This window comes from Brenneria roseae subsp. americana, assembly GCF_003115815.1.
Lineage (GTDB): Bacteria > Pseudomonadota > Gammaproteobacteria > Enterobacterales > Enterobacteriaceae > Brenneria > Brenneria roseae.
The window spans coordinates 287354-307678 of the sequence record NZ_QDKJ01000004.1 but is presented as its reverse complement, the minus strand read 5'-3'; the positions used below and the strand labels follow the sequence as shown (position 1 = coordinate 307678).

17 protein-coding genes are annotated in these 20325 nt (G+C 51.9%); 16 read left to right on the top strand and 1 reads right to left on the bottom strand.

Annotated features, from left to right (window positions below; all coding sequences use genetic code 11):
* Positions 1-7 precede the first annotated feature (7 nt).
* From phrB to nei, 7 genes are all read left to right on the top strand, one after another.
* A complete protein-coding gene (gene phrB / locus B4923_RS07290) occupies positions 8-1474 on the top strand; it encodes a deoxyribodipyrimidine photo-lyase (protein ID WP_109053688.1) in 1467 nt (488 codons plus the stop codon).
* Positions 1467-2210, top strand: coding sequence for a type 2 GTP cyclohydrolase I (locus B4923_RS07285; protein ID WP_109053687.1), 744 nt, complete (start codon positions 1467-1469; stop codon positions 2208-2210). Before phrB ends, B4923_RS07285 begins: the two co-directional genes overlap by 8 nt.
* A 136-nt stretch (positions 2211-2346) precedes the next feature.
* Positions 2347-3003, top strand: a complete 657-nt coding sequence (gene pxpB / locus B4923_RS07280; protein WP_109053722.1) for a 5-oxoprolinase subunit PxpB — start codon at positions 2347-2349, stop codon at positions 3001-3003.
* Positions 2997-3926, top strand: a complete 930-nt coding sequence (pxpC, locus tag B4923_RS07275; protein ID WP_109053686.1) for a 5-oxoprolinase subunit PxpC — start codon at positions 2997-2999, stop codon at positions 3924-3926. Before pxpB ends, pxpC begins: the two co-directional genes overlap by 7 nt.
* Positions 3916-4653, top strand: coding sequence for a 5-oxoprolinase subunit PxpA (gene pxpA / locus B4923_RS07270; protein ID WP_109053685.1), 738 nt, complete (start codon positions 3916-3918; stop codon positions 4651-4653). Before pxpC ends, pxpA begins: the two co-directional genes overlap by 11 nt.
* A gap of 44 nt (positions 4654-4697) precedes the next feature.
* The gene (gene pcp / locus B4923_RS07265) at positions 4698-5345 is read left to right on the top strand and encodes a pyroglutamyl-peptidase I (protein WP_109053684.1); all 648 of its coding nucleotides are present in this window, start codon (positions 4698-4700) and stop codon (positions 5343-5345) included.
* A gap of 74 nt (positions 5346-5419) precedes the next feature.
* Positions 5420-6211, top strand: coding sequence for an endonuclease VIII (nei, locus tag B4923_RS07260; RefSeq protein ID WP_109053683.1), 792 nt, complete (start codon positions 5420-5422; stop codon positions 6209-6211).
* A gap of 62 nt (positions 6212-6273) precedes the next feature.
* On the opposite strand, the gene B4923_RS07255 is transcribed toward nei, so the two are convergent.
* Entirely contained in the window at positions 6274-7560 is a 1287-nt protein-coding gene (locus B4923_RS07255) for a citrate synthase (protein WP_109053682.1), read from the bottom strand.
* A 661-nt stretch (positions 7561-8221) separates the two neighbouring features.
* On the opposite strand from B4923_RS07255, the gene sdhC reads away from it, so the two are divergent.
* From sdhC to cydA, 9 genes are all read left to right on the top strand, one after another.
* On the top strand, positions 8222-8611 hold the full coding sequence (gene sdhC / locus B4923_RS07250) for a succinate dehydrogenase cytochrome b556 subunit (protein ID WP_109053681.1): 390 nt from the start codon (positions 8222-8224) through the stop codon (positions 8609-8611).
* Positions 8605-8952 (top strand): succinate dehydrogenase membrane anchor subunit, encoded by a 348-nt coding sequence (gene sdhD / locus B4923_RS07245; protein WP_109053680.1) that lies wholly within the window; start codon positions 8605-8607, stop codon positions 8950-8952. Before sdhC ends, sdhD begins: the two co-directional genes overlap by 7 nt.
* Positions 8952-10718, top strand: a complete 1767-nt coding sequence (gene sdhA / locus B4923_RS07240; protein ID WP_109053679.1) for a succinate dehydrogenase flavoprotein subunit — start codon at positions 8952-8954, stop codon at positions 10716-10718. Before sdhD ends, sdhA begins: the two co-directional genes overlap by 1 nt.
* 16 nt (positions 10719-10734) lie before the next feature.
* Entirely contained in the window at positions 10735-11451 is a 717-nt protein-coding gene (locus B4923_RS07235) for a succinate dehydrogenase iron-sulfur subunit (protein ID WP_109053678.1), read from the top strand.
* A gap of 277 nt (positions 11452-11728) precedes the next feature.
* The gene (sucA, locus tag B4923_RS07230; protein ID WP_109053677.1) at positions 11729-14536 is read left to right on the top strand and encodes a 2-oxoglutarate dehydrogenase E1 component; all 2808 of its coding nucleotides are present in this window, start codon (positions 11729-11731) and stop codon (positions 14534-14536) included.
* Between the two features lie 15 nt (positions 14537-14551).
* A complete protein-coding gene (gene odhB / locus B4923_RS07225; RefSeq protein WP_109053676.1) occupies positions 14552-15775 on the top strand; it encodes a 2-oxoglutarate dehydrogenase complex dihydrolipoyllysine-residue succinyltransferase in 1224 nt (407 codons plus the stop codon).
* A 204-nt stretch (positions 15776-15979) separates the two neighbouring features.
* Positions 15980-17146, top strand: a complete 1167-nt coding sequence (sucC, locus tag B4923_RS07220; protein ID WP_109053675.1) for an ADP-forming succinate--CoA ligase subunit beta — start codon at positions 15980-15982, stop codon at positions 17144-17146.
* Complete coding sequence (sucD, locus tag B4923_RS07215) at positions 17146-18018, top strand: succinate--CoA ligase subunit alpha (protein WP_109053674.1); 873 nt, start codon at positions 17146-17148, stop codon at positions 18016-18018. The genes sucC and sucD overlap by 1 nt, the downstream gene beginning before the upstream one ends.
* Positions 18019-18754: 736 nt before the next feature.
* Positions 18755-20323, top strand: coding sequence for a cytochrome ubiquinol oxidase subunit I (gene cydA, locus B4923_RS07210; protein ID WP_109053673.1), 1569 nt, complete (start codon positions 18755-18757; stop codon positions 20321-20323).
* Positions 20324-20325 lie beyond the last annotated feature (2 nt).

Genomic DNA, 20325 nt, shown 5'->3' with positions numbered 1-20325 from the left:
AAGATTCATGAACACCCACCTGGTCTGGCTGCGAAACGATCTACGCATTACCGATAATCTGGCGCTTTCGGCTGCATGTAATGATCCGCAAGCGCGGGTACTGGCGGTATTTATTGCGACCCCGCAACAGTGGCTGCACCATAATATGTCTCCACGTCAGGCGGCATTTTTGCTGGAAAATCTCAAGGCGGTGCAACAGGCGCTGGCTGAAAAAGGGATTGTGCTTTATTACCACGAATGTTCCGATTTTGCGGAGTCGGTGAACTGGCTGATGGAATTCTGCCAACGGCAACAGGTATCGCATCTGTTCTATAACCGGCAATATGAAATTAACGAGTGCCGGCGTGACCGACAGGTAGAGCGGTTGTTAGCGGAGCAAGTGGTGTGTTACGTGTTTGATGACAGTTTGCTGTTGCCTCCGGGGAGTGTACTGACAGGAAACGGTGACATGTTTAAGGTTTTTACCCCCTTTCGCCAGGCGTTTATTAAACGCCTGCTGGAAGTGGACACCCGTTCTGTTCCCGCCCCGACACTACGAAACCGTGATGCAATCGATATCGCCCAGACTTTAACCCCATTCAGCTACTCGCGGCAGGATATTGACAGTGATTTTCCGATAGGCGAACAGGCCGCCCTACAGCGGCTTAGGCGTTTTTGCCGCGAGCAGGTGCAGGGTTACCACCAACAGCGTGATTTACCGGCGTTATCTGGCACCAGCAAACTCTCTCCTTATTTAGCGCTGGGCGTCGTCTCGCCACGTCAGTGTTTTAATCGCCTGCGCGCCGAATGTCCTGAGCTACTGGAACAGCGGGAAGGTGGGGCGTTCATCTGGCTTAATGAGCTGATTTGGCGTGAATTTTACCGCCACTTACTGGTTGCCTGGCCGGAATTATGTAAGCACAGACCGTTTAGCGGCTGGACGCAAGGTGTCCAGTGGCGTCACTCGCCGGAAGATTTGTCAGCATGGCAACAGGGAAAAACCGGCTATCCGATCGTTGATGCCGCCATGCGGCAACTGAATCAAACCGGGTGGATGCATAATCGTTTACGTATGATTTGTGCCAGTTTTTTAGTAAAAGATTTACTTATCGATTGGCGTGAGGGTGAGCGCTATTTTATGCAGCAACTGCTGGACGGTGATTTAGCGGCTAACAACGGTGGTTGGCAATGGGCTGCGTCGACAGGAACCGATGCTGCGCCATATTTCAGGATTTTCAACCCGACTACGCAGGGCGAGCGTTTTGATCCACAGGGTAAGTTTATCCGCCGATTTTTACCAGAGTTAGCGGATGTGCCGGATAACGCGATTCATCAGCCTCATCAGTGGGCGCAGAAACAGGGCCGTGCCTTGAATTACCCCAGACCAATCGTCGACCATAAAGATGCAAGGCAGCAGACACTGGCAGCTTTTGAAACTGCCAAAAGTGCGAGTGCGGTAAATAATGAACAGAAAGAGAAGAACAAGTATGCATAATCGTGATTTGGAAACACTGATGAACCAGTTACTGAACGTCGAGACGTTTCAGGACTATGCGCCGAATGGTTTGCAGGTGGAAGGGCGCGATGACGTTCAGCGTATTGTTACCGGCGTGACGGCGTCGCAAGCGTTACTGGATGCGGCGGTTGAACATGAGGCGGATGCCATTCTGGTTCACCATGGTTATTTCTGGAAAAACGAATCCCCGGTTGTCTGTGGTATGAAGCGTCATCGTCTGAAGACGCTGCTGGCCAACGATATCAACCTGTATGGCTACCATTTACCGTTGGATGCACATCCGCAACTGGGTAATAACGCCCAACTGGCGGAACTGCTGGAGATCAAGGTGCTGGGTATGATTGAACCGCTGGTGCCTCATGGTGAACTCGCGCAGCCAATGAATAGTGATGCGTTTTGCCGCCGTCTGGAAAACCGTTTGGGGCGTTCAGTGCTGCATTGTGGGGATAATGCACCGCAACAGATACAACGTGTTGCGTGGTGTACCGGTGGTGGTCAGGGCTTTATTGAACCGGCGGCCAGATTCGGTGTCGATGCGTTTATTACCGGCGAAGTATCCGAGCAGACGATTCATATCGCCCGCGAAATGGGGCTGCATTTTTTTGCGGCCGGGCATCACGCCACTGAGCGGGGCGGTGTCAGGGCTTTGGGGGAATGGCTGGCTGAGCAGCATAATTTTGACGTGACATTTATTGATATTCCTAATCCGGCTTAAGCATTAAATGCCATGCTATTTAAGGAGATAGGAAGGCGATAAAACAAAAAACGGCATGGAAAGTCATGTTGGTATCTTTATTGCTTCCTATCAAATAACAGGAAGAGGCGATGATAGCGTCATTCAGGAGAAAAGATTGCAAAGAGTACGTTGTTACCTGCTGGGTGAGAAAACGGTCGTTCTGGAACTGGAACCGCCGATGACGTTGCAAAGTCAGCAACGTATCTGGGGTCTCGCCGAGCGCTTGAATCACCATGCTGAAGTGCAGGAAGCGATTCCCGGCATGAATAATCTGACCGTGCTGCTGGAGCATCCGCAGCAGGTTGCGCTTGATGCCATTGAACGCCTGCAACGCTGGTGGGAAGACAGCGAATCGTTGGTGTTTGATCCTCGTGATATTGAGATCCCGGTCGTTTATGGCGGCGACGCCGGGCCGGATCTGGACGTTGTCGCTCACCATTGCAATCTGACCGAACGTCAGGTGGTGGAAGCTCATGCCGCCGCCAGTTATGTCGTGTATTTCCTGGGCTTTCAACCGGGCTTTGCCTATCTGGGCGGGCTGGATGAACGGCTGCATATGCCACGACGAGCGGAGCCGCGTTTGCGGGTCGCTGCGGGCTCGGTAGGGATCGGTGGCGCGCAAACGGGCATTTATCCGTTGGCGACACCGGGCGGATGGCAGTTGATCGGTCATACATCGTTAACGTTATTCAACCCACAAACCATGCCTCCTACTCTGCTGCGGCCCGGCGATAATGTTCGCTTTATGCCTCAGAAGGGGGGCGTATGCTGAAAATTATTCATGCCGGACTGTATACCTCGGTACAGGATACCGGCCGACAGGGGTTCCGCCGTCTGGGTATCAGCCAATCCGGCGCGCTGGATGTTCCCGCATTGAAACTGGCTAATCTGCTGGTGGGGAACGCGGAAGATGCCGCGGCACTGGAAATTACGCTGGGGAAATTTGTCGCCACGTTTACGTCGCCCTGTTGGGTCGCGCTGACCGGGGCTGACTGCCATGCCGATCTGGATGGCAAACCGTTATGGACCGGCTGGCGTTTTGCCGTAAAAGCCGGACAAACATTGAAAATGCATTTACCGCGACACGGTATGCGTAGTTATCTGGCGCTCTCCGGCGGCATCGACGTGCCGGAAGCACTGGGATCGCGCAGTACCGATTTGAAAGCGGGGTTTGGTGGTTTTGCCGGGCGTTTGCTGGCGGATGGCGACGAGCTTTTGCTGGGAACCTCCACCCGATTGCCGACCAGGGAAACAGGGGTTAAACAGTTGCTGTTTGGAAACCGCGTGCGGGCGCTGCCTGGACCGGAATATCAGGAATTCAGCGAGGAAGCGCAGGAAACATTCTGGCGAACCCCCTGGCACCTGAGTCCGCAAAGCAATCGGATGGGATATCGGCTGCAAGGACCCGAACTGAGACGAACGACGCAGCGTGAAATGTCGTCGCATGGGTTACTGCCGGGCGTTGTGCAGGTGCCACATAACGGTCATCCGATCGTGTTGTTGGCCGATGCCCAAACGACGGGAGGCTATCCGCGCATCGCCTGTGTGATTGAAGCCGATCTTTATCATTTGGCTCAAATTCGTCTTGGCGAACCGATCCATTTTATCCGTTGTACGCTGACCGACGCTCAGCAGGCGGCACAAGAACAGCAGCGTTATCTGGAACAACTGGCGTGGAGGCTGCATGATTATTGATCTGAATGCCGACCTGGGTGAAGGTGGCGAAAACGATGAAGCGTTGCTGAAGTTGGTCAGTTCGGCAAACATAGCCTGCGGGTTTCATGCAGGGGATGCGCAAACCATGCGACAGTCGGTGCGTTGGGGAATTGACTATGGCGTAGCATTGGGCGCACATCCGGGATTTCCCGATCGTGAAAACTTTGGGCGCAGAGAGATGAATTTGCCCGCGGAGACGGTCTTTGCGCAGGTGCTTTACCAGCTTGGCGCGCTGAATGCGATCGTGGCGGCGGAAGGCGGTAAACTGGCGCACGTAAAGCCGCATGGCATGCTCTACAATCAGGCGGCGCGTGAACCTGCACTGGCAGATGCTATCGCACGTGCGGTCAAGGTGATTAATCCGGCACTGCGTCTGGTTGGATTGGCGGGCGGTGAACTGATTCGCGCAGGGCAGCGCCTTGGGCTGACGACGCGTCAGGAAGTATTTGCCGATCGGTGTTATCAGCCTGATGGCTCGCTGGTTCCCCGCAAGCAGTCGGGCGCGCTGATCAACAGCGATGAACTGGCGTTGGCGCAAACGCTGGAAATGATTCAGCGCCAACGGGTGCGGGCCAGCGACGGTTCCTGGGTGCATGTACAGGCGGATACCGTGTGTGTGCATGGTGATGGCCTGCACGCGCTGACGTTTGCACGCAAATTGCGCAACTGTTTCACTCAACATCAGATACAAGTGGTGGCAGCGTAATCATCCCCCTCTGCGTATTTCAATGATGGTCTAAGTGAGGACTGATGAAAACCGTACTGATAGCGGCGTTTGAATCTTTCGATGGCGAGGCGATTAACCCATCATGGGAAGCGGTAAAAGTGTTTCATCAGCGTGAAATCGCTGGGGCCAGAGTGGTAACCAGCCAGTTGCCTTGTGTCTTTGGATTGTCTCTGGAGCAACTCTATCGGGAGATTGCGCAGTGGCAGCCTGACGTTGTGATTGCCGTCGGTCAGGCTGGAGGGCGGGCCGATATCTCCGTTGAGCGTGTAGCGGTGAATATTAACGATGCGCGTATTGCAGATAATCGCGGCAATCAGCCCGTCGATACGTCGGTTATCGAAAAAGGTCCGGCGGCCTATTTCTCAACGTTGCCGGTAAAATCGTTGGTACAGGCGCTGCATGAGGCCGGTGTGCCTGCCTCCGTGTCGCACTCGGCGGGGACATTCGTCTGTAATCATGTGATGTATGGTTTGTTGCATTTTCTGCATCAGCAGGGCGATGTGATGCGGGGCGGTTTTATCCATGTCCCGTATTCGCCAGAACAGGCTACACGCCATCCGGGCGCGCCAAGTATGCCAACCGGCATGGTAACGAATGCGCTGGAAATTATTATCAGGCAATCCCTGCTGGTGCGGGATGATGTTGCACAGACCGGCGGCGCATTACATTAGCGGGTCGTTTTTTCATATCTGAATGATAAAGCGACGAGCGGCCTCATTGTTGCGCTATTTATTATGGAGAAGACATGCCGGAAGGACCAGAAATCCGCCGTGCGGCCGATAGCCTGGCTGCTGCGGTGGTCGGTAAAACGCTGAGCCGCGTTTGGTTCGCTTTCCCTGAATTGAAACAGTATGAGCCGGTGCTGACAGGACAGCGCATTGAGCAGATCGTAACGCGTGGCAAAGCGCTGCTGACCTACTTCAGTAATGGACTGGTTCTCTACAGTCACAACCAGCTCTACGGCATATGGCGGGTGGTCAGGGTCGGAGAGACGCCGCAAACGAAACGCGATCTGCGCATCCGGCTGGAAACGCAGGATTCCGCTATTCTGCTTTATAGCGCTTCCGATATTGAAATGTTGACCACTGAGACCCTCTCGGCACACCCTTTCCTGCAACGTATCGGCCCCGATGTGCTCGACTTGTCGCTGACGATGGACGCGGTGCGTGAGCGATTACTGTCTCCGCGTTTCCGACGGCGGCAGTTCAGCGGTTTATTGCTCGATCAGGCATTTCTGGCTGGATTGGGGAATTACCTTAGGGTTGAAATTCTCTGGCATGCTCAGCTGGCGCCACAACATACCGCGCAGCAGTTAAGTGCAGAGCAACTGCTGAGGTTGAGCCAGGCATTGATCGATATTCCTCGCCTATCCTATAACACGCGTGGCGAGGTGGATGACAATCGCCACCATGGGGCGATTTTCACTTTTAAGGTTTTTCATCGAGAAGGCGAGGCGTGTGAACGCTGTGGCGGTATTATTGAGAGGACCGTTCTGGCTTCACGTCCGTTCTACTGGTGTCCCAACTGCCAGAGATAACGCATTCGGGAATAATAAAGGCCGGCATTTTCTCCGGCCTTTATTTAGCTTGACTGAACGGATTAATCGTTTTTCAGCTTGGATTGGAAATCTCGCTTGTCGTAGCCAGTATACAACTGGCGCGGACGGGCAATCTTGATGCCGTCGTCGTGCATTTCGTTCCAGTGAGCAATCCAGCCAACCGTCCGCGCCATGGCGAAGATAACGGTGAACATGGAAGACGGGATCCCCATCGCTTTCAGGATGATGCCTGAATAGAAATCGACGTTTGGATACAGTTTCTTCTCAATGAAGTACGGGTCGTTCAGCGCGATATTTTCCAGCTCCATCGCTACTTCCAGCAGGTCGTCTTTACGGCCCAGCTCTTTCAGCACTTCATGGCAGGTTTCACGCATGACGGTTGCACGCGGATCGTGGTTTTTATAAACACGGTGGCCGAAGCCCATCAAACGGAAGGAGTCATTCTTGTCCTTCGCGCGCTCAATGAACGCAGGAATGTGTTCAACGGAGCTGATTTCTTCCAGCATGCGCAGACAGGCTTCGTTCGCGCCACCGTGCGCCGGTCCCCACAGCGAGGCGATCCCCGCGGCGATACAGGCGAATGGGTTAGCGCCGGAGGAGCCGGCGGTACGTACAGTGGAGGTTGACGCATTCTGTTCGTGGTCGGCGTGCAGGATCAGAATGCGATCCATGGCGCGTTCCAGCACCGGGTTCACCACGTATTCTTCACAAGGCGTGGAGAACATCATGTGCAGGAAGTTACCGGCATAGGATAGGTTATTTCTTGGATAAACAAAGGGCTGGCCAAGAGAATACTTGTAACACATGGCTGCGACGGTCGGCATTTTTGACAGCAGACGATAGGCGGCAATTTCGCGATGACGCTCAATGCTGATATCCAGCGAATCGTGATAGAACGCCGCCAATGCGCCGGTTACACCACATAATACGGCCATGGGATGCGAGTCACGGCGGAAACCGTGGAACAGACGAGTAATCTGCTCATGGATCATGGTGTGACGGGTTACCGTAGTTTTAAATGTGTCGTATTGCTCTGGTGTCGGCGCTTCGCCGAACAGCAAAATGTAACACACTTCCAGATAGTTGGATTTTTCCGCCAACTGGGCGATCGGGTAACCGCGATGTAACAAAATGCCCTCATCACCGTCGATATAGGTAATTTTGGATTCGCAGGACGCCGTAGAGGTAAAGCCCGGATCGAAGGTGAACAAGCCTTTAGAGCCAAGGGGACGGATGTCTATTTCATCATATCCCAACGTACCGGACAGGACTTTTAGTTCAATCGGATCTTTACCATCTAGAGTAAGCGTTGCTTTTTTATCAGCCATTTACAGTCTCCTTAGCGCTTTAATTTTAAATTTTTTCACTGAAGAAATACCGTCATGCCTGTACACCGGATCAATCGCTGCCGGTGAAACTCTGTTGCGACACGTTTTGTCGATGAGGGCACAGAGCTGGGCGATGGCAATAAGCCCGCCGCATTCAGGATGAAAACATCGTTCTCCAGGTAATTAACAATTCTCGGGATTAAATTCTCAGAATTAATTGTAGTCATTACCTATGACTTTTACGTGGGTTCTCTCCATCCACTGTTACATAAGTTATGCCAGCGGGGAAGAGTAACCATATGTGGTTTGACACATCATAAGAAATTTAGTGCCCTAGTTGTAATTTAAATGTTGAAGTTTTGTCAAATTAGATAATCAATTTTATATAAATTGTGAAATTCGTGATCTAAATCACTGTTCAAGGGAAATGTTACCAAACAGTTTGTATGGGAATTGTAATAGGAATGTGAAGGACCTATACTGCCGCCAGGTCTCCGGAATACCCTGCAGTAGGAGCACCCAGTATGAAAGGATCATGCGCTGTTTGGACACCGGAATGTCGATGTTTGAGCGCGTACCGTAAATCCGGTTTCACGGTTTTCGACTTTCATGCTGTCTGACCTCATTCAGGTCCGGAGGAAGATACAATAATAAAAGCTGTGTGGGCAAATTCGTGAAAAAACAAAGACCTGTCAATCTGGATTTGCAGACGATCCAGTTTCCCGTTACTGCGATAGCATCTATTCTTCACCGCGTCTCCGGCGTTATTACCTTTGTCGCTGTCGGTATTTTACTGTGGCTGTTAGGTTTATCCCTTTCTTCTGAAGAGGGGTTCTTACAGACTGCCGCGATTATGGATAGCTTCATTGTTAAATTTATCGTTTGGGGCATCCTCACTGCGCTGGCCTATCACATTGTGGGTGGTTTACGTCACCTGATGATGGATTTCGGCTACATAGAAGAAGACCTGGCAGCGGGTAAACGTTCTGCAAATATCTCCTTTATTATTACTGTCGTGCTTTCACTTCTGGCTGGAGTCCTCGTATGGTAAGCAATGCTTCTGCGTTAGGACGCAATGGCGTACACGATTGGTTGCTGATTCGCGCTTCTGCCATCGTCATCGTGCTGTATGTAATTTATATCGTTGGTTTTGTTGCCACTGCCAACGAAATCACTTATGAAGCCTGGCGTGGCTTTTTCGCTATGGTTCTCACCAAAGTATTCACACTGTTAACGTTATTTTCCATCCTGGTACATGCATGGATAGGGATGTGGCAAGTGCTGACCGACTACATTAAACCGCTGGCCCTGCGCCTGACTTTACAGTTGGCGATCGTGATTGCGCTGTTGGTGTACGTCATTTATGGAACTATCGTGGTGTGGGGTGCGTAATGAATTTGCCAGTCAGAGAGTTTGATGCAGTTGTTGTCGGTGCCGGTGGCGCAGGTATGCGTGCCGCACTGCAAATATCCCAGATGGGCCTTTCCTGCGCCCTGTTATCCAAAGTCTTCCCGACCCGTTCCCATACTGTGTCAGCACAAGGCGGTATCACTGTTGCGCTGGGCAATACCCATGAAGACAACTGGGAATGGCACATGTATGACACCGTGAAAGGGTCTGACTATATCGGCGACCAGGATGCCATTGAATATATGTGTAAAACCGGTCCGGAAGCGATTCTGGAACTGGAGCATATGGGCTTGCCGTTCTCACGCCTTGATGATGGCCGCATTTATCAGCGTCCGTTTGGTGGGCAGTCCAAAAATTTTGGCGGCGAGCAGGCCGCTCGTACGGCTGCCGCCGCTGACCGTACCGGCCATGCGCTGTTGCATACCTTGTACCAGCAGAACCTGAAAAACCATACCACCATCTTCTCCGAGTGGTATGCGCTGGATTTGGTGAAGAATCAGGACGGCGCGGTGGTCGGCTGTACCGCTATCTGTATCGAAACCGGCGAAGTGGTTTATTTCAAAGCTCGCGCAACCGTACTGGCGACGGGCGGTGCCGGTCGTATTTACCAGTCCACGACCAATGCGCACATTAATACCGGCGACGGCGTTGGTATGGCATTGCGTGCCGGCGTGCCCGTGCAGGATATGGAAATGTGGCAGTTCCACCCGACCGGTATCGCGGGAGCCGGCGTGCTGGTGACCGAGGGCTGTCGTGGCGAAGGGGGCTATCTGCTGAATAAGCACGGTGAGCGCTTTATGGAGCGCTATGCGCCGAATGCCAAAGATCTGGCCGGCCGCGACGTGGTTGCCCGCTCCATCATGATTGAAATTCGCGAAGGGCGCGGCTGTGAAGGGCCGTGGGGACCTCACGCCAAGCTGAAGCTGGATCATCTGGGCAAAGAGGTGCTGGAATCTCGTCTGCCGGGCATTCTGGAATTGTCTCGTACCTTTGCTCACGTCGATCCGGTCAAAGAACCGATTCCGGTTATTCCCACCTGCCACTATATGATGGGCGGTATTCCGACCCGAGTCAGCGGTCAGGCGCTGACGCTTAACGAAAAGGGCGAGGATGTCGTGATCCCGGGTCTGTTTGCCGTTGGCGAGATCGCCTGTGTATCGGTACACGGCGCAAACCGTTTGGGCGGTAACTCGCTGCTCGATCTGGTGGTGTTCGGCCGTTCTGCGGGTATGCATCTGCAAGAGTCGCTGGAAGAGCAGGGCGTGAGCCGTGACGCCAGCGAGTCGGACATTGAAGCGTCGCTTGACCGCCTGAATCGCTGGAACAACACCCGCTCAGGTGAAGATCCGGTTGAAATCCGCAAAGCGCTGCAATCCTGTATGCAGAACAATTTCTCGGTCTTCCGGGAAGGGGATGCGATGGCGAAAGGGCTATCCGAGCTGAAAGTAATCCGCGAGCGTCTGAAAAATGCGCGTCTGGATGACACCTCCACCGAATTCAATACCCAGCGTATTGAATGCCTGGAATTGGATAACCTGATGGAAACCGCTTATGCAACAGCGGTTTCTGCCAATTTCCGTACCGAAAGCCGTGGCGCGCACAGCCGTTTCGACTATCCTGAACGTGATGATGAAAATTGGTTATGTCATTCGTTATATCTGCCGCATACGGATAGCATGACGCGCCGTGAGGTGAACATGCAGCCTAAATTACGTCCGGCGTTCCCGCCGAAAATACGTACTTATTAATAGCGGAGATCAGACGATGAAACTCGAATTTTCTATTTATCGTTATAACCCGGATGTTGATGATGCTCCGCGGATGCAGGATTACTCGCTGGAAGCGGAAGAAGGGCGGGACATGATGTTGCTGGATGCGCTGATTCTACTCAAGGAACAGGATCCGACACTGTCGTTTCGTCGTTCCTGTCGTGAAGGCGTGTGTGGCTCTGACGGCGTCAACATGAACGGTAAAAATGGCCTGGCCTGTATCACGCCGATTTCGGTATTGCGTCGCGGAAACGGTAAAATCGTCATTCGTCCTCTGCCAGGATTGCCAGTTGTGCGTGATTTGGTAGTGGACATGGGACAGTTCTATGCCCAATATGAGAAAATAAAACCTTACCTGTTGAATAATGGGAAAAATCCACCAGCGCGCGAGCATCTTCAGTCACCGGAGCAGCGTGCGAAACTGGATGGTTTGTATGAATGTATTATGTGTGCCTGTTGCTCGACGTCTTGTCCATCGTTCTGGTGGAACCCGGACAAGTTTGTTGGACCTGCCGGGCTGCTGGCGGCATACCGTTTCCTGATCGACAGTCGTGATACGGAAACCAAGCCGCGACTGGACGGGCTTGACGATGCTTTCAGCGTTTTCCGCTGTCACAGCATCATGAACTGTGTCAGCGTTTGTCCGAAAGGGCTTAATCCGACACGCGCCATCGGCCATATCAAGTCGATGCTGTTACAGCGCAGTGCCTGATGACGTTAATGCCCATGTTGTAATGGAAAGCAGTAATAAATAAGTCGTCAAGACATGTATGCCCCCCGGTAGTGATTGCCAGGGGGCCGCAGGAAACCTTTAAAAACCGGCTTACGCGCCAGAACCGGTTTTTAAAGGTTCCTTAACGGATAATGGATATCCTGATAGCGCGTATTGAAATACGACAAGTGAACCGTTTACGGCAACCGATTTTATACGGCACTAATTACATGTTAACCACGGCGAAAACTGAAGCTTATTAGCTTAAGGGATCATGATGCAGAACGGCGCAATGAAGGCCTGGCTGGATTCCTCCTATCTGGCGGGCGCAAACCAGTCCTACATAGAACAGCTCTATGAAGATTTTTTAACCGATCCGGATTCTATCGATCTCAGCTGGCGCTCGATCTTCCAGCAACTGCCTACTACTGGGGTCAAACCAGATCAACTCCACTCCAAAACGCGTGAGTATTTCCGTCGTTTGGCGAAAGATTCATCACGCTTTGCCTCATCGGTTACCGATCCTGATAAGGATGCCAAACAGGTCAAGGTGTTACAGTTGATCAACGCCTTCCGCTTCCGTGGGCATCAACAGGCGAATCTGGATCCGATTAATCTGCGCCCCCAGATACCGGTTGCTGAACTGGATCTGGATTATCATAACCTGACGCAGGATGATCTGCAGGAAACCTTCAACGTCGGCTCCTTTGCGATTGGCAAAGACACCATGAAGCTGGCGGATCTGTACGAAGCGCTGAAACGCACCTATTGCGGTCCCATCGGCGCTGAATACATGCACATTACCAGCACGGAAGAGAAACGCTGGATTCAGCAGCGTATCGAATCGGTGATGGGACAGCCGTCATTTACGGCGGAAGAAAAGCGTCGTTTCCTGAAGGAATTAACCGCAGCCGAGGGGCTGGAACGTTATCTGGGGGCCAAATATCCCGGAGCCAAACGCTTCTCGCTGGAAGGCGGGGATGCACTGGTGCCGATGCTGAAAGAACTGATTCGGCATGCCGGCAATAACGGTACCCACGAAGCCGTGTTGGGGATGGCGCACCGCGGCCGTCTGAACGTGCTGGTCAACGTGATTGGCAAAAAACCCCAGGATCTGTTCGACGAATTTTCCGGCAAACATAAAGAACACCTCGGCACGGGGGACGTGAAATATCATCAGGGCTTCTCTTCTGATATTGCAACCGACGGCGGACTGGTTCATCTGGCGCTGGCGTTCAACCCTTCGCATCTGGAGATCGTCAGTCCGGTGGTGACGGGGTCGGTGCGTGCTCGTCTCGATCGTCTGGGTAACCAGAGCGGCCCGCGCGTACTGCCGATAACCATTCATGGCGATGCGGCCATCTGCGGTCAGGGCGTTGTTCAGGAACTGTTGAACATGTCGACGGTGCGTGGTTATGAAGTCGGCGGCACGCTGCGTATTGTTATCAACAACCGTATCGGTTTTACCACCTCTAATCCATTGGATATCCGCTCGACGGAATACTGTACTGATATCGGCAAGATGGTTCAGGCACCGATTTTCCACGTGAATGCCGACGATCCGGAAGCGGTTGCTTTTGTGACCCGTCTGGCTCTCGATTACCGTAATACTTTCAAACGTGACGTGTTTGTCGATCTGATTTGTTATCGCCGTCATGGTCATAACGAAGCGGATGAACCAAGCGCTACGCAGCCGATGATGTATCAGAAGATCAAAAAACATCCAACGCCGCGTAAGGTGTATGCCGATCGTCTGGAACAGGAAAAAGTCATTACGCTGGAAGACGCGACCGAAATGGTTAATCTGTACCGGGATGCGCTGGATGCCGGCGAGTGCGTGGTGGAAGAGTGGCGTGAGATGGATATGCAGTCCTTTACCTGGGCGCCTTATCTGAACCACGAATGGGACGAGCCGTATCCGAATAAAGTCGAGATGAAACGTTTGCAGGAACTCGCCAAACGTATCAGCGAGGTGCCGGAAGGTATCGACATTCATCCCCGCGTTACCAAGGTTTATACCGATCGTGCCGAGATGGCGCTCGGTAATAAACCGTTTGACTGGGGGGGGGCAGAAACTCTGGCCTACGCCACATTGGTGGACGATGGTATTCCTATTCGTCTGTCAGGTGAGGACACCGGGCGTGGGACGTTTTTCCATCGTCATGCGGTGGTTCACAATCAGAAAAACGGTTCCAGCTATACGCCGTTGAATCATGTGCATAATGCGCAAGGCGCGTTCAACGTCTGGGACTCTGTACTGTCCGAAGAAGCGGTGCTGGCGTTCGAGTACGGCTATGCCACGGCGGAACCTCGCACGTTGACGATCTGGGAGGCGCAGTTCGGCGACTTCGCCAATGGCGCCCAGGTGGTGATCGATCAGTTCATCAGTTCTGGCGAACAGAAATGGGGTCGGATGTGCGGTTTGGTCATGTTGTTGCCGCACGGATATGAAGGGCAGGGACCGGAACACTCCTCAGCCAGACTTGAGCGTTATCTACAGTTGTGTGCTGAACAGAATATGCAGGTTTGTATTCCATCAACGCCAGCTCAGGTTTATCACATGCTGCGCCGTCAGGCGTTGCGCGGTATGCGTCGTCCATTGATTGTGATGTCGCCAAAATCACTGCTGCGTCATCCGCTGGCAATCTCGTCTCTGGATGAGTTGGCCAACGGTCATTTCCAGCCGGCGATTGGCGAAGTTGACGACCTGGATCCCAAGGCTGTCAAACGCGTCGTTCTCTGTTCCGGTAAGGTTTACTATGATTTAGTGGAGCAGCGTCGTAAGAACGAGCAGAAAGATGTGGCCATTGTGCGTATCGAACAGCTGTATCCGTTCCCGCATCAGGCCGTTCTGGCGGCACTTGAGCCATTCGCGCATGTGCTTGATTTCGTGTGGTGTCAGGAAGAGCCGCTGAATCAAGGGGCTTGGTATTGCAGCCAGCATCATTTCCGTGAAGTGGTTCCATTTGGGGCTGCTTTACGTTACGCCGGACGTCCCGCATCGGCTTCACCCGCTGTTGGCTACTTGTCCGTACATCAGAAACAACAACAAGCTCTGGTTAATGACGCGCTGAACGTTGATTAAATAAAAGGATAGATAATGAGTAGCGTAGATATTCTCGTTCCTGACTTGCCTGAATCGGTAGCCGACGCCACTGTGGCTACTTGGCACAAAAAACCAGGCGATAGCGTCCAGCGTGACGAAGTGCTGGTCGAGATTGAAACTGACAAAGTTATTCTGGAAGTTCCTGCTTCTGAAGCCGGTATCCTGGATGCTGTACTGGAAGATGAAGGTGCCACGGTGACGTCTCGTCAGGTATTGGGCCGCCTTCGTGCAGGGGACAGCTCCGGTAAAGAAACCAGCGAGAAATCACAGAGTAAGGAATCTACCCCGGCACAGCGCCATACCGCTGCGTTGGAAGAAGAGAACAATGATTCACTCAGCCCGGCTATCCGCCGTCTGATTGCGGAACACGATCTCGACGCCGCCGCCATTAAAGGTAGTGGCGTCGGTGGACGTATTACCCGCGAGGATGTTGATAAGCATCTGGCTGAGCAGAAGAAAAACACCAGGAAAGAAGAGAAGCCAGCGGCGCCTTCTTCCCCGGAACCCGCTCTTGGCGGTCGTAGCGAAAAACGTGTACCGATGACGCGTCTGCGTAAACGCGTTGCCGAGCGGTTGTTGGAAGCGAAGAACAGCACCGCGATGTTGACGACGTTTAATGAAGTCAACATGAAGCCCATCATGGATCTGCGCAAGCAGTACGGCGAGGCTTTCGAGAAGCGTCATGGTGTGCGCCTGGGCTTCATGTCTTTCTACATCAAGGCGGTGGTCGAAGCGCTGAAACGCTATCCGGAAGTTAACGCTTCCATTGATGGCGAAGATGTGGTTTACCACAACTATTTCGATGTCAGCATCGCCGTATCTACGCCGCGCGGTCTGGTTACGCCGGTATTGCATGATGTCGATGCATTGGGTATGGCCGATATCGAGAAAAAAATCAAAGAGTTGGCAGTTAAGGGCCGTGATGGAAAACTGACCGTTGAAGAACTGACGGGCGGTAACTTCACGATTACCAACGGCGGCGTGTTTGGCTCTCTGATGTCTACGCCGATCATCAACCCGCCACAAAGTGCGATTCTTGGCATGCATGCGATTAAAGATCGTCCGATGGCTGTGGAGGGTCAGGTTGTTATCCTGCCGATGATGTATTTGGCGCTGTCCTACGATCATCGCCTGGTCGATGGTCGGGAGTCTGTTGGCTTCCTGGTGACAGTGAAAGAAATGTTGGAAGATCCTGCTCGTCTGTTGCTGGATGTCTAATCGAATCGGGCGGTAAGTCAGTAAAGGCTTACCGCACGAAAATGTGTGCTATGCAGGCCGTTTTTGTCAGCGGCTTTATCCAAAAATACCAGAACGTCCAGAGATGAATGGTCATCACTTCATCCGGGTTATTTCCGGCATGAGTTTCGACTGATAAAAAATAAGTCCAACGACGTATCTTCAAACCTAAATGGATAGAACATCATGAATTTACATGAATATCAGGCAAAACAGCTCTTTGCTCGATATGGTTTACCGGCTCCGACCGGCTATGCCTGCACTACACCGCGTGAAGCGGAAGAGGCCGCATCGAAAATTGGTGCCGGCCCGTGGGTGGTGAAATGTCAGGTTCACGCGGGTGGCCGTGGTAAAGCGGGCGGTGTTAAAGTCGTTAGCAACAAAGAAGATATTCGCGCGTTTGCTGAAAACTGGTTGGGTAAAAACCTGGTGACCTATCAGACGGACGCAAATGGACAACCGGTTCATCAGATTCTGGTTGAAGCGGCTACCGATATTGATAAAGAACTTTATCTGGGCGCGGTCGTCGATCGCGGCAGCCGTCGCGTGGTGTTTATGGCATCAACGGAAGGCGGCGTCGAGATTGAAAAAGTCGCGGAAGAAACGCCCGAACTGATTTATAAAGCGGCGCTGGATCCGCTGACGGGGCCACAGCCTTATCAGGGGCGTGAGTTAGCCTTTAAATTAGGGTTAAGCGGTAAACAGGTTGCCCAGTTCACCAAAATTTTCATGGGCCTGGCAACGATGTTCCTGGAGCGCGATCTGGCGCTGGTAGAAATCAATCCGCTGGTTATCACCAGTGAAGGCGATCTGGTTTGTCTGGATGGAAAACTGGGAGCGGATGGCAATGCGCTGTTCCGTCAGCCTGAACTGCGTGAAATGCGCGATCCAAGTCAGGAAGACTCCCGTGAAGCGCATGCTGCGCAGTGGGAACTGAACTATGTGGCGCTGGACGGTAACATTGGTTGCATGGTGAACGGTGCCGGTCTGGCAATGGGAACCATGGACATCGTTAAGCTGCATGGTGGCGCGCCAGCCAATTTCCTTGACGTGGGCGGCGGTGCAACCAAAGAGCGCGTTACTGAAGCGTTCAAAATTATTCTGTCCGATGACAAAGTGAAAGCCGTACTGGTGAATATTTTTGGCGGTATCGTGCGTTGCGATTTGATCGCTGACGGTATCATCGGCGCGGTAGCCGAAGTGGGCGTTAACGTACCTGTGGTTGTCCGTCTGGAAGGGAACAATGCGGATCTGGGCGCCAAAAAATTAGCAGACAGCGGCCTGAATATCATTGCTGCGACCAGCCTGACGGATGCGGCTCAGCAAGTTGTTGCGGCAGTAGGGGGTAAATAATGTCCATTCTGATCAATAAAAATACCAAAGTTATCTGTCAGGGATTTACCGGTAGTCAGGGGACTTTCCATTCAGAGCAAGCACTTGCTTACGGTACACAGATGGTCGGTGGCGTAACGCCGGGTAAAGGGGGTAGTGAGCATCTGGGTTTGCCGGTTTTCAATACCGTGCGCGAAGCGGTTGAAGCCACTGGTGCAACCGTCTCTGTCATTTATGTACCCGCCCCGTTCTGCAAAGACTCCATTCTGGAAGCGATTGATGCGGGCATCGAGCTGATCATTTGTATTACTGAAGGTATCCCGACTCTGGATATGCTGACGGTGAAGGTCAAACTGGAGCAAAGCGGCGTCAGGATGATTGGCCCGAACTGTCCGGGCGTGATTACGCCAGGTGAATGTAAGATCGGTATCATGCCGGGCCACATTCACCTGCCGGGCAAAGTGGGTATCGTCTCCCGTTCCGGAACGCTGACGTATGAAGCGGTAAAACAGACCACGGATACCGGTTTGGGGCAGTCCAGCTGTGTGGGTATTGGCGGCGATCCGATTCCTGGTTCCAACTTCATTGATATCCTGAAGCTGTTTGAACAGGACCCGCAGACCGAAGCTATCGTCATGATCGGCGAAATCGGGGGAACGGCGGAAGAAGAAGCCGCAGCATACATTAAAGATCACGTGACCAAGCCGGTAGTGGGCTATATCGCGGGGGTGACGGCGCCAAAAGGCAAGCGCATGGGCCATGCCGGCGCGATTATCGCCGGAGGGAAAGGAACCGCCGACGATAAATTCGCTGCTTTGGAAGCCGCAGGCGTGAAAACGGTACGTAGTCTGGCGGACATTGGTGAGGCGGTCAAAGCGGTTCTTTCCCGCTGAACCGGCAATAAGCAAAGATGCGTTAATGTATTACACTATTAATGTTCGACATGTTTGGCCACCTTGTGTGGCCTTTTTTATAGGAAAAAACAGCCTATTCAATCGTTTTTCACAGGAAAATTGGCCTGTTAATAAAGTGCAACAAGGCGATAACAATATTGATACGTAAATATAATCGGCAATTACGGAAAAAAGACAAAAAAACAAAAATCAGTAAGTTCGTCATTTCAGGACAAATAATCGATTTTAAAGTAAAAAATATATTGCTGAATTAATTTTTATATCAACCGTAATATCACATGAATTTAACAATGCAAACAAACATGAAATTAATGCAAGCCCATAATTAACAAAAGGGAGTTAAATTGCGCTAGATCAAAATTCACCTCTGGATATATTTTTAGAAATACGATTAAATTGCGGCAAATCAATTATTGCCAAAGGTGCTCACCGGTAGGGAAGTTGATTTGAAACCAAAAACCCAATCTGCGTCACGTAAAAACCTATTTATTGTAGGGGATTACAGGCGTAATATACCGCTACCCACTCTCGGGTAGGATATTAGTGATCTTTCTTTGGCTTGCTGTTGGATTTGCCGATTTATTTGTCGGCTTATGTTAAGCCTGTGCTAAAGCAATTTTTTGTTGTGTTCTCTTTTGGGTGTTTACTGCCGGGTTTTTAGCGGCTTGTCAGCTTCTGCAAGCTAAAACCATCCTGCGAGGAGCAAGGAGTCAAGATGTTTGATATAGTCGAACTGTCACGCTTACAGTTTGCCTTAACTGCGATGTACCATTTTCTATTCGTACCATTGACGCTGGGGATGGCGTTTTTGTTGGCGATTATGGAAACGGTATATGTGCTGTCTGGTAAACAAATCTATAAAGATATGACCAAGTTCTGGGGCAAGTTATTTGCAATTAACTTTGCTCTGGGCGTTGCGACCGGGCTGACCATGGAGTTTCAGTTTGGTACCAACTGGTCATATTTCTCGCATTATGTCGGGGATATTTTTGGGGCACCGCTGGCCATTGAAGGTTTGATGGCGTTCTTCCTTGAATCCACATTTGTTGGCTTGTTCTTCTTCGGCTGGGACCGTCTGGGAAAAGTACAACACATGGCGGTTACCTGGCTTGTTGCATTGGGCTCAAACTTTTCTGCGCTGTGGATCCTGGTCGCAAACGGCTGGATGCAGAACCCCATCGCCTCGGATTTCAATTTTGAAACCATGCGTATGGAAATGGTGAGCTTTGCCGATCTGGTATTGAACCCGGTAGCGCAGGTGAAATTTGTTCACACCGTTGCCGCGGGCTATTGTACCGGCGCCATGTTCATTTTGGGTATCAGCTCTTACTATCTGTTGAAAGGCCGCGATATCGCCTTCGCCAAACGCTCTTTTGCTATTGCCGCCAGTTTCGGTCTTGCTTCCGTTTTATCCGTTATCGTACTGGGTGATGAATCCGGTTATGAGATGGGCGACGTGCAGAAAACCAAACTTGCCGCGATTGAAGCTGAGTGGGAAACGCAGCCGGCGCCGGCTTCCTTTACCCTGATTGGTTTACCGAATCAGGATAATATGGAAAACAACTACGCGATCAGGATCCCTTATGTTCTGGGCCTGATTGCTACGCGTTCTACCGATAAGCAAGTGACCGGCCTGAAAGAACTGATGGAAATGCATCAGGTCCGTATCCGTAATGGTATGAAAGCTTATCAACTGCTTGAAGAACTGCGTGCGGGTAACGCCGATCCTGCCGTTAAAGAAGCATTTAACCAGTCCAAACAGGATCTGGGATACGGCATGTTGCTGAAACGCTATACGCCAAAAGTGGCTGATGCGACAGAAGCGCAAATTCAACAGGCAACCAAAGACTCTATTCCACGTGTCGCGCCGTTGTACTTCTCTTTCCGTATCATGGTGGCCTGCGGCATCCTGATGTTGCTGATCATCGGTCTGTCTTTCTGGACCGTGCTGCGTGGAAAAATTGGTCAGAGAAAATGGCTGCATCGTGCAGCACTGTACGGTATTCCATTGCCGTGGATTGCGGTTGAAGCAGGCTGGTTTGTTGCCGAATATGGCCGTCAACCCTGGGCCATCGGTGAGATTCTGCCGACTGCGGTTGCAACCTCATCATTGACCGCTGGAGATATTCTGTTCTCCATGGCGCTGATTTGTGGTCTGTATACGCTATTCCTGATCGCAGAAATGTACCTGATGTTCAAATACGCCCGCCTTGGTCCAAGCAGTCTGAAAACAGGGCGCTACCATTTTGAACAACCGTTAGCGGTTGCGCAGGAAGCACGGTAAAC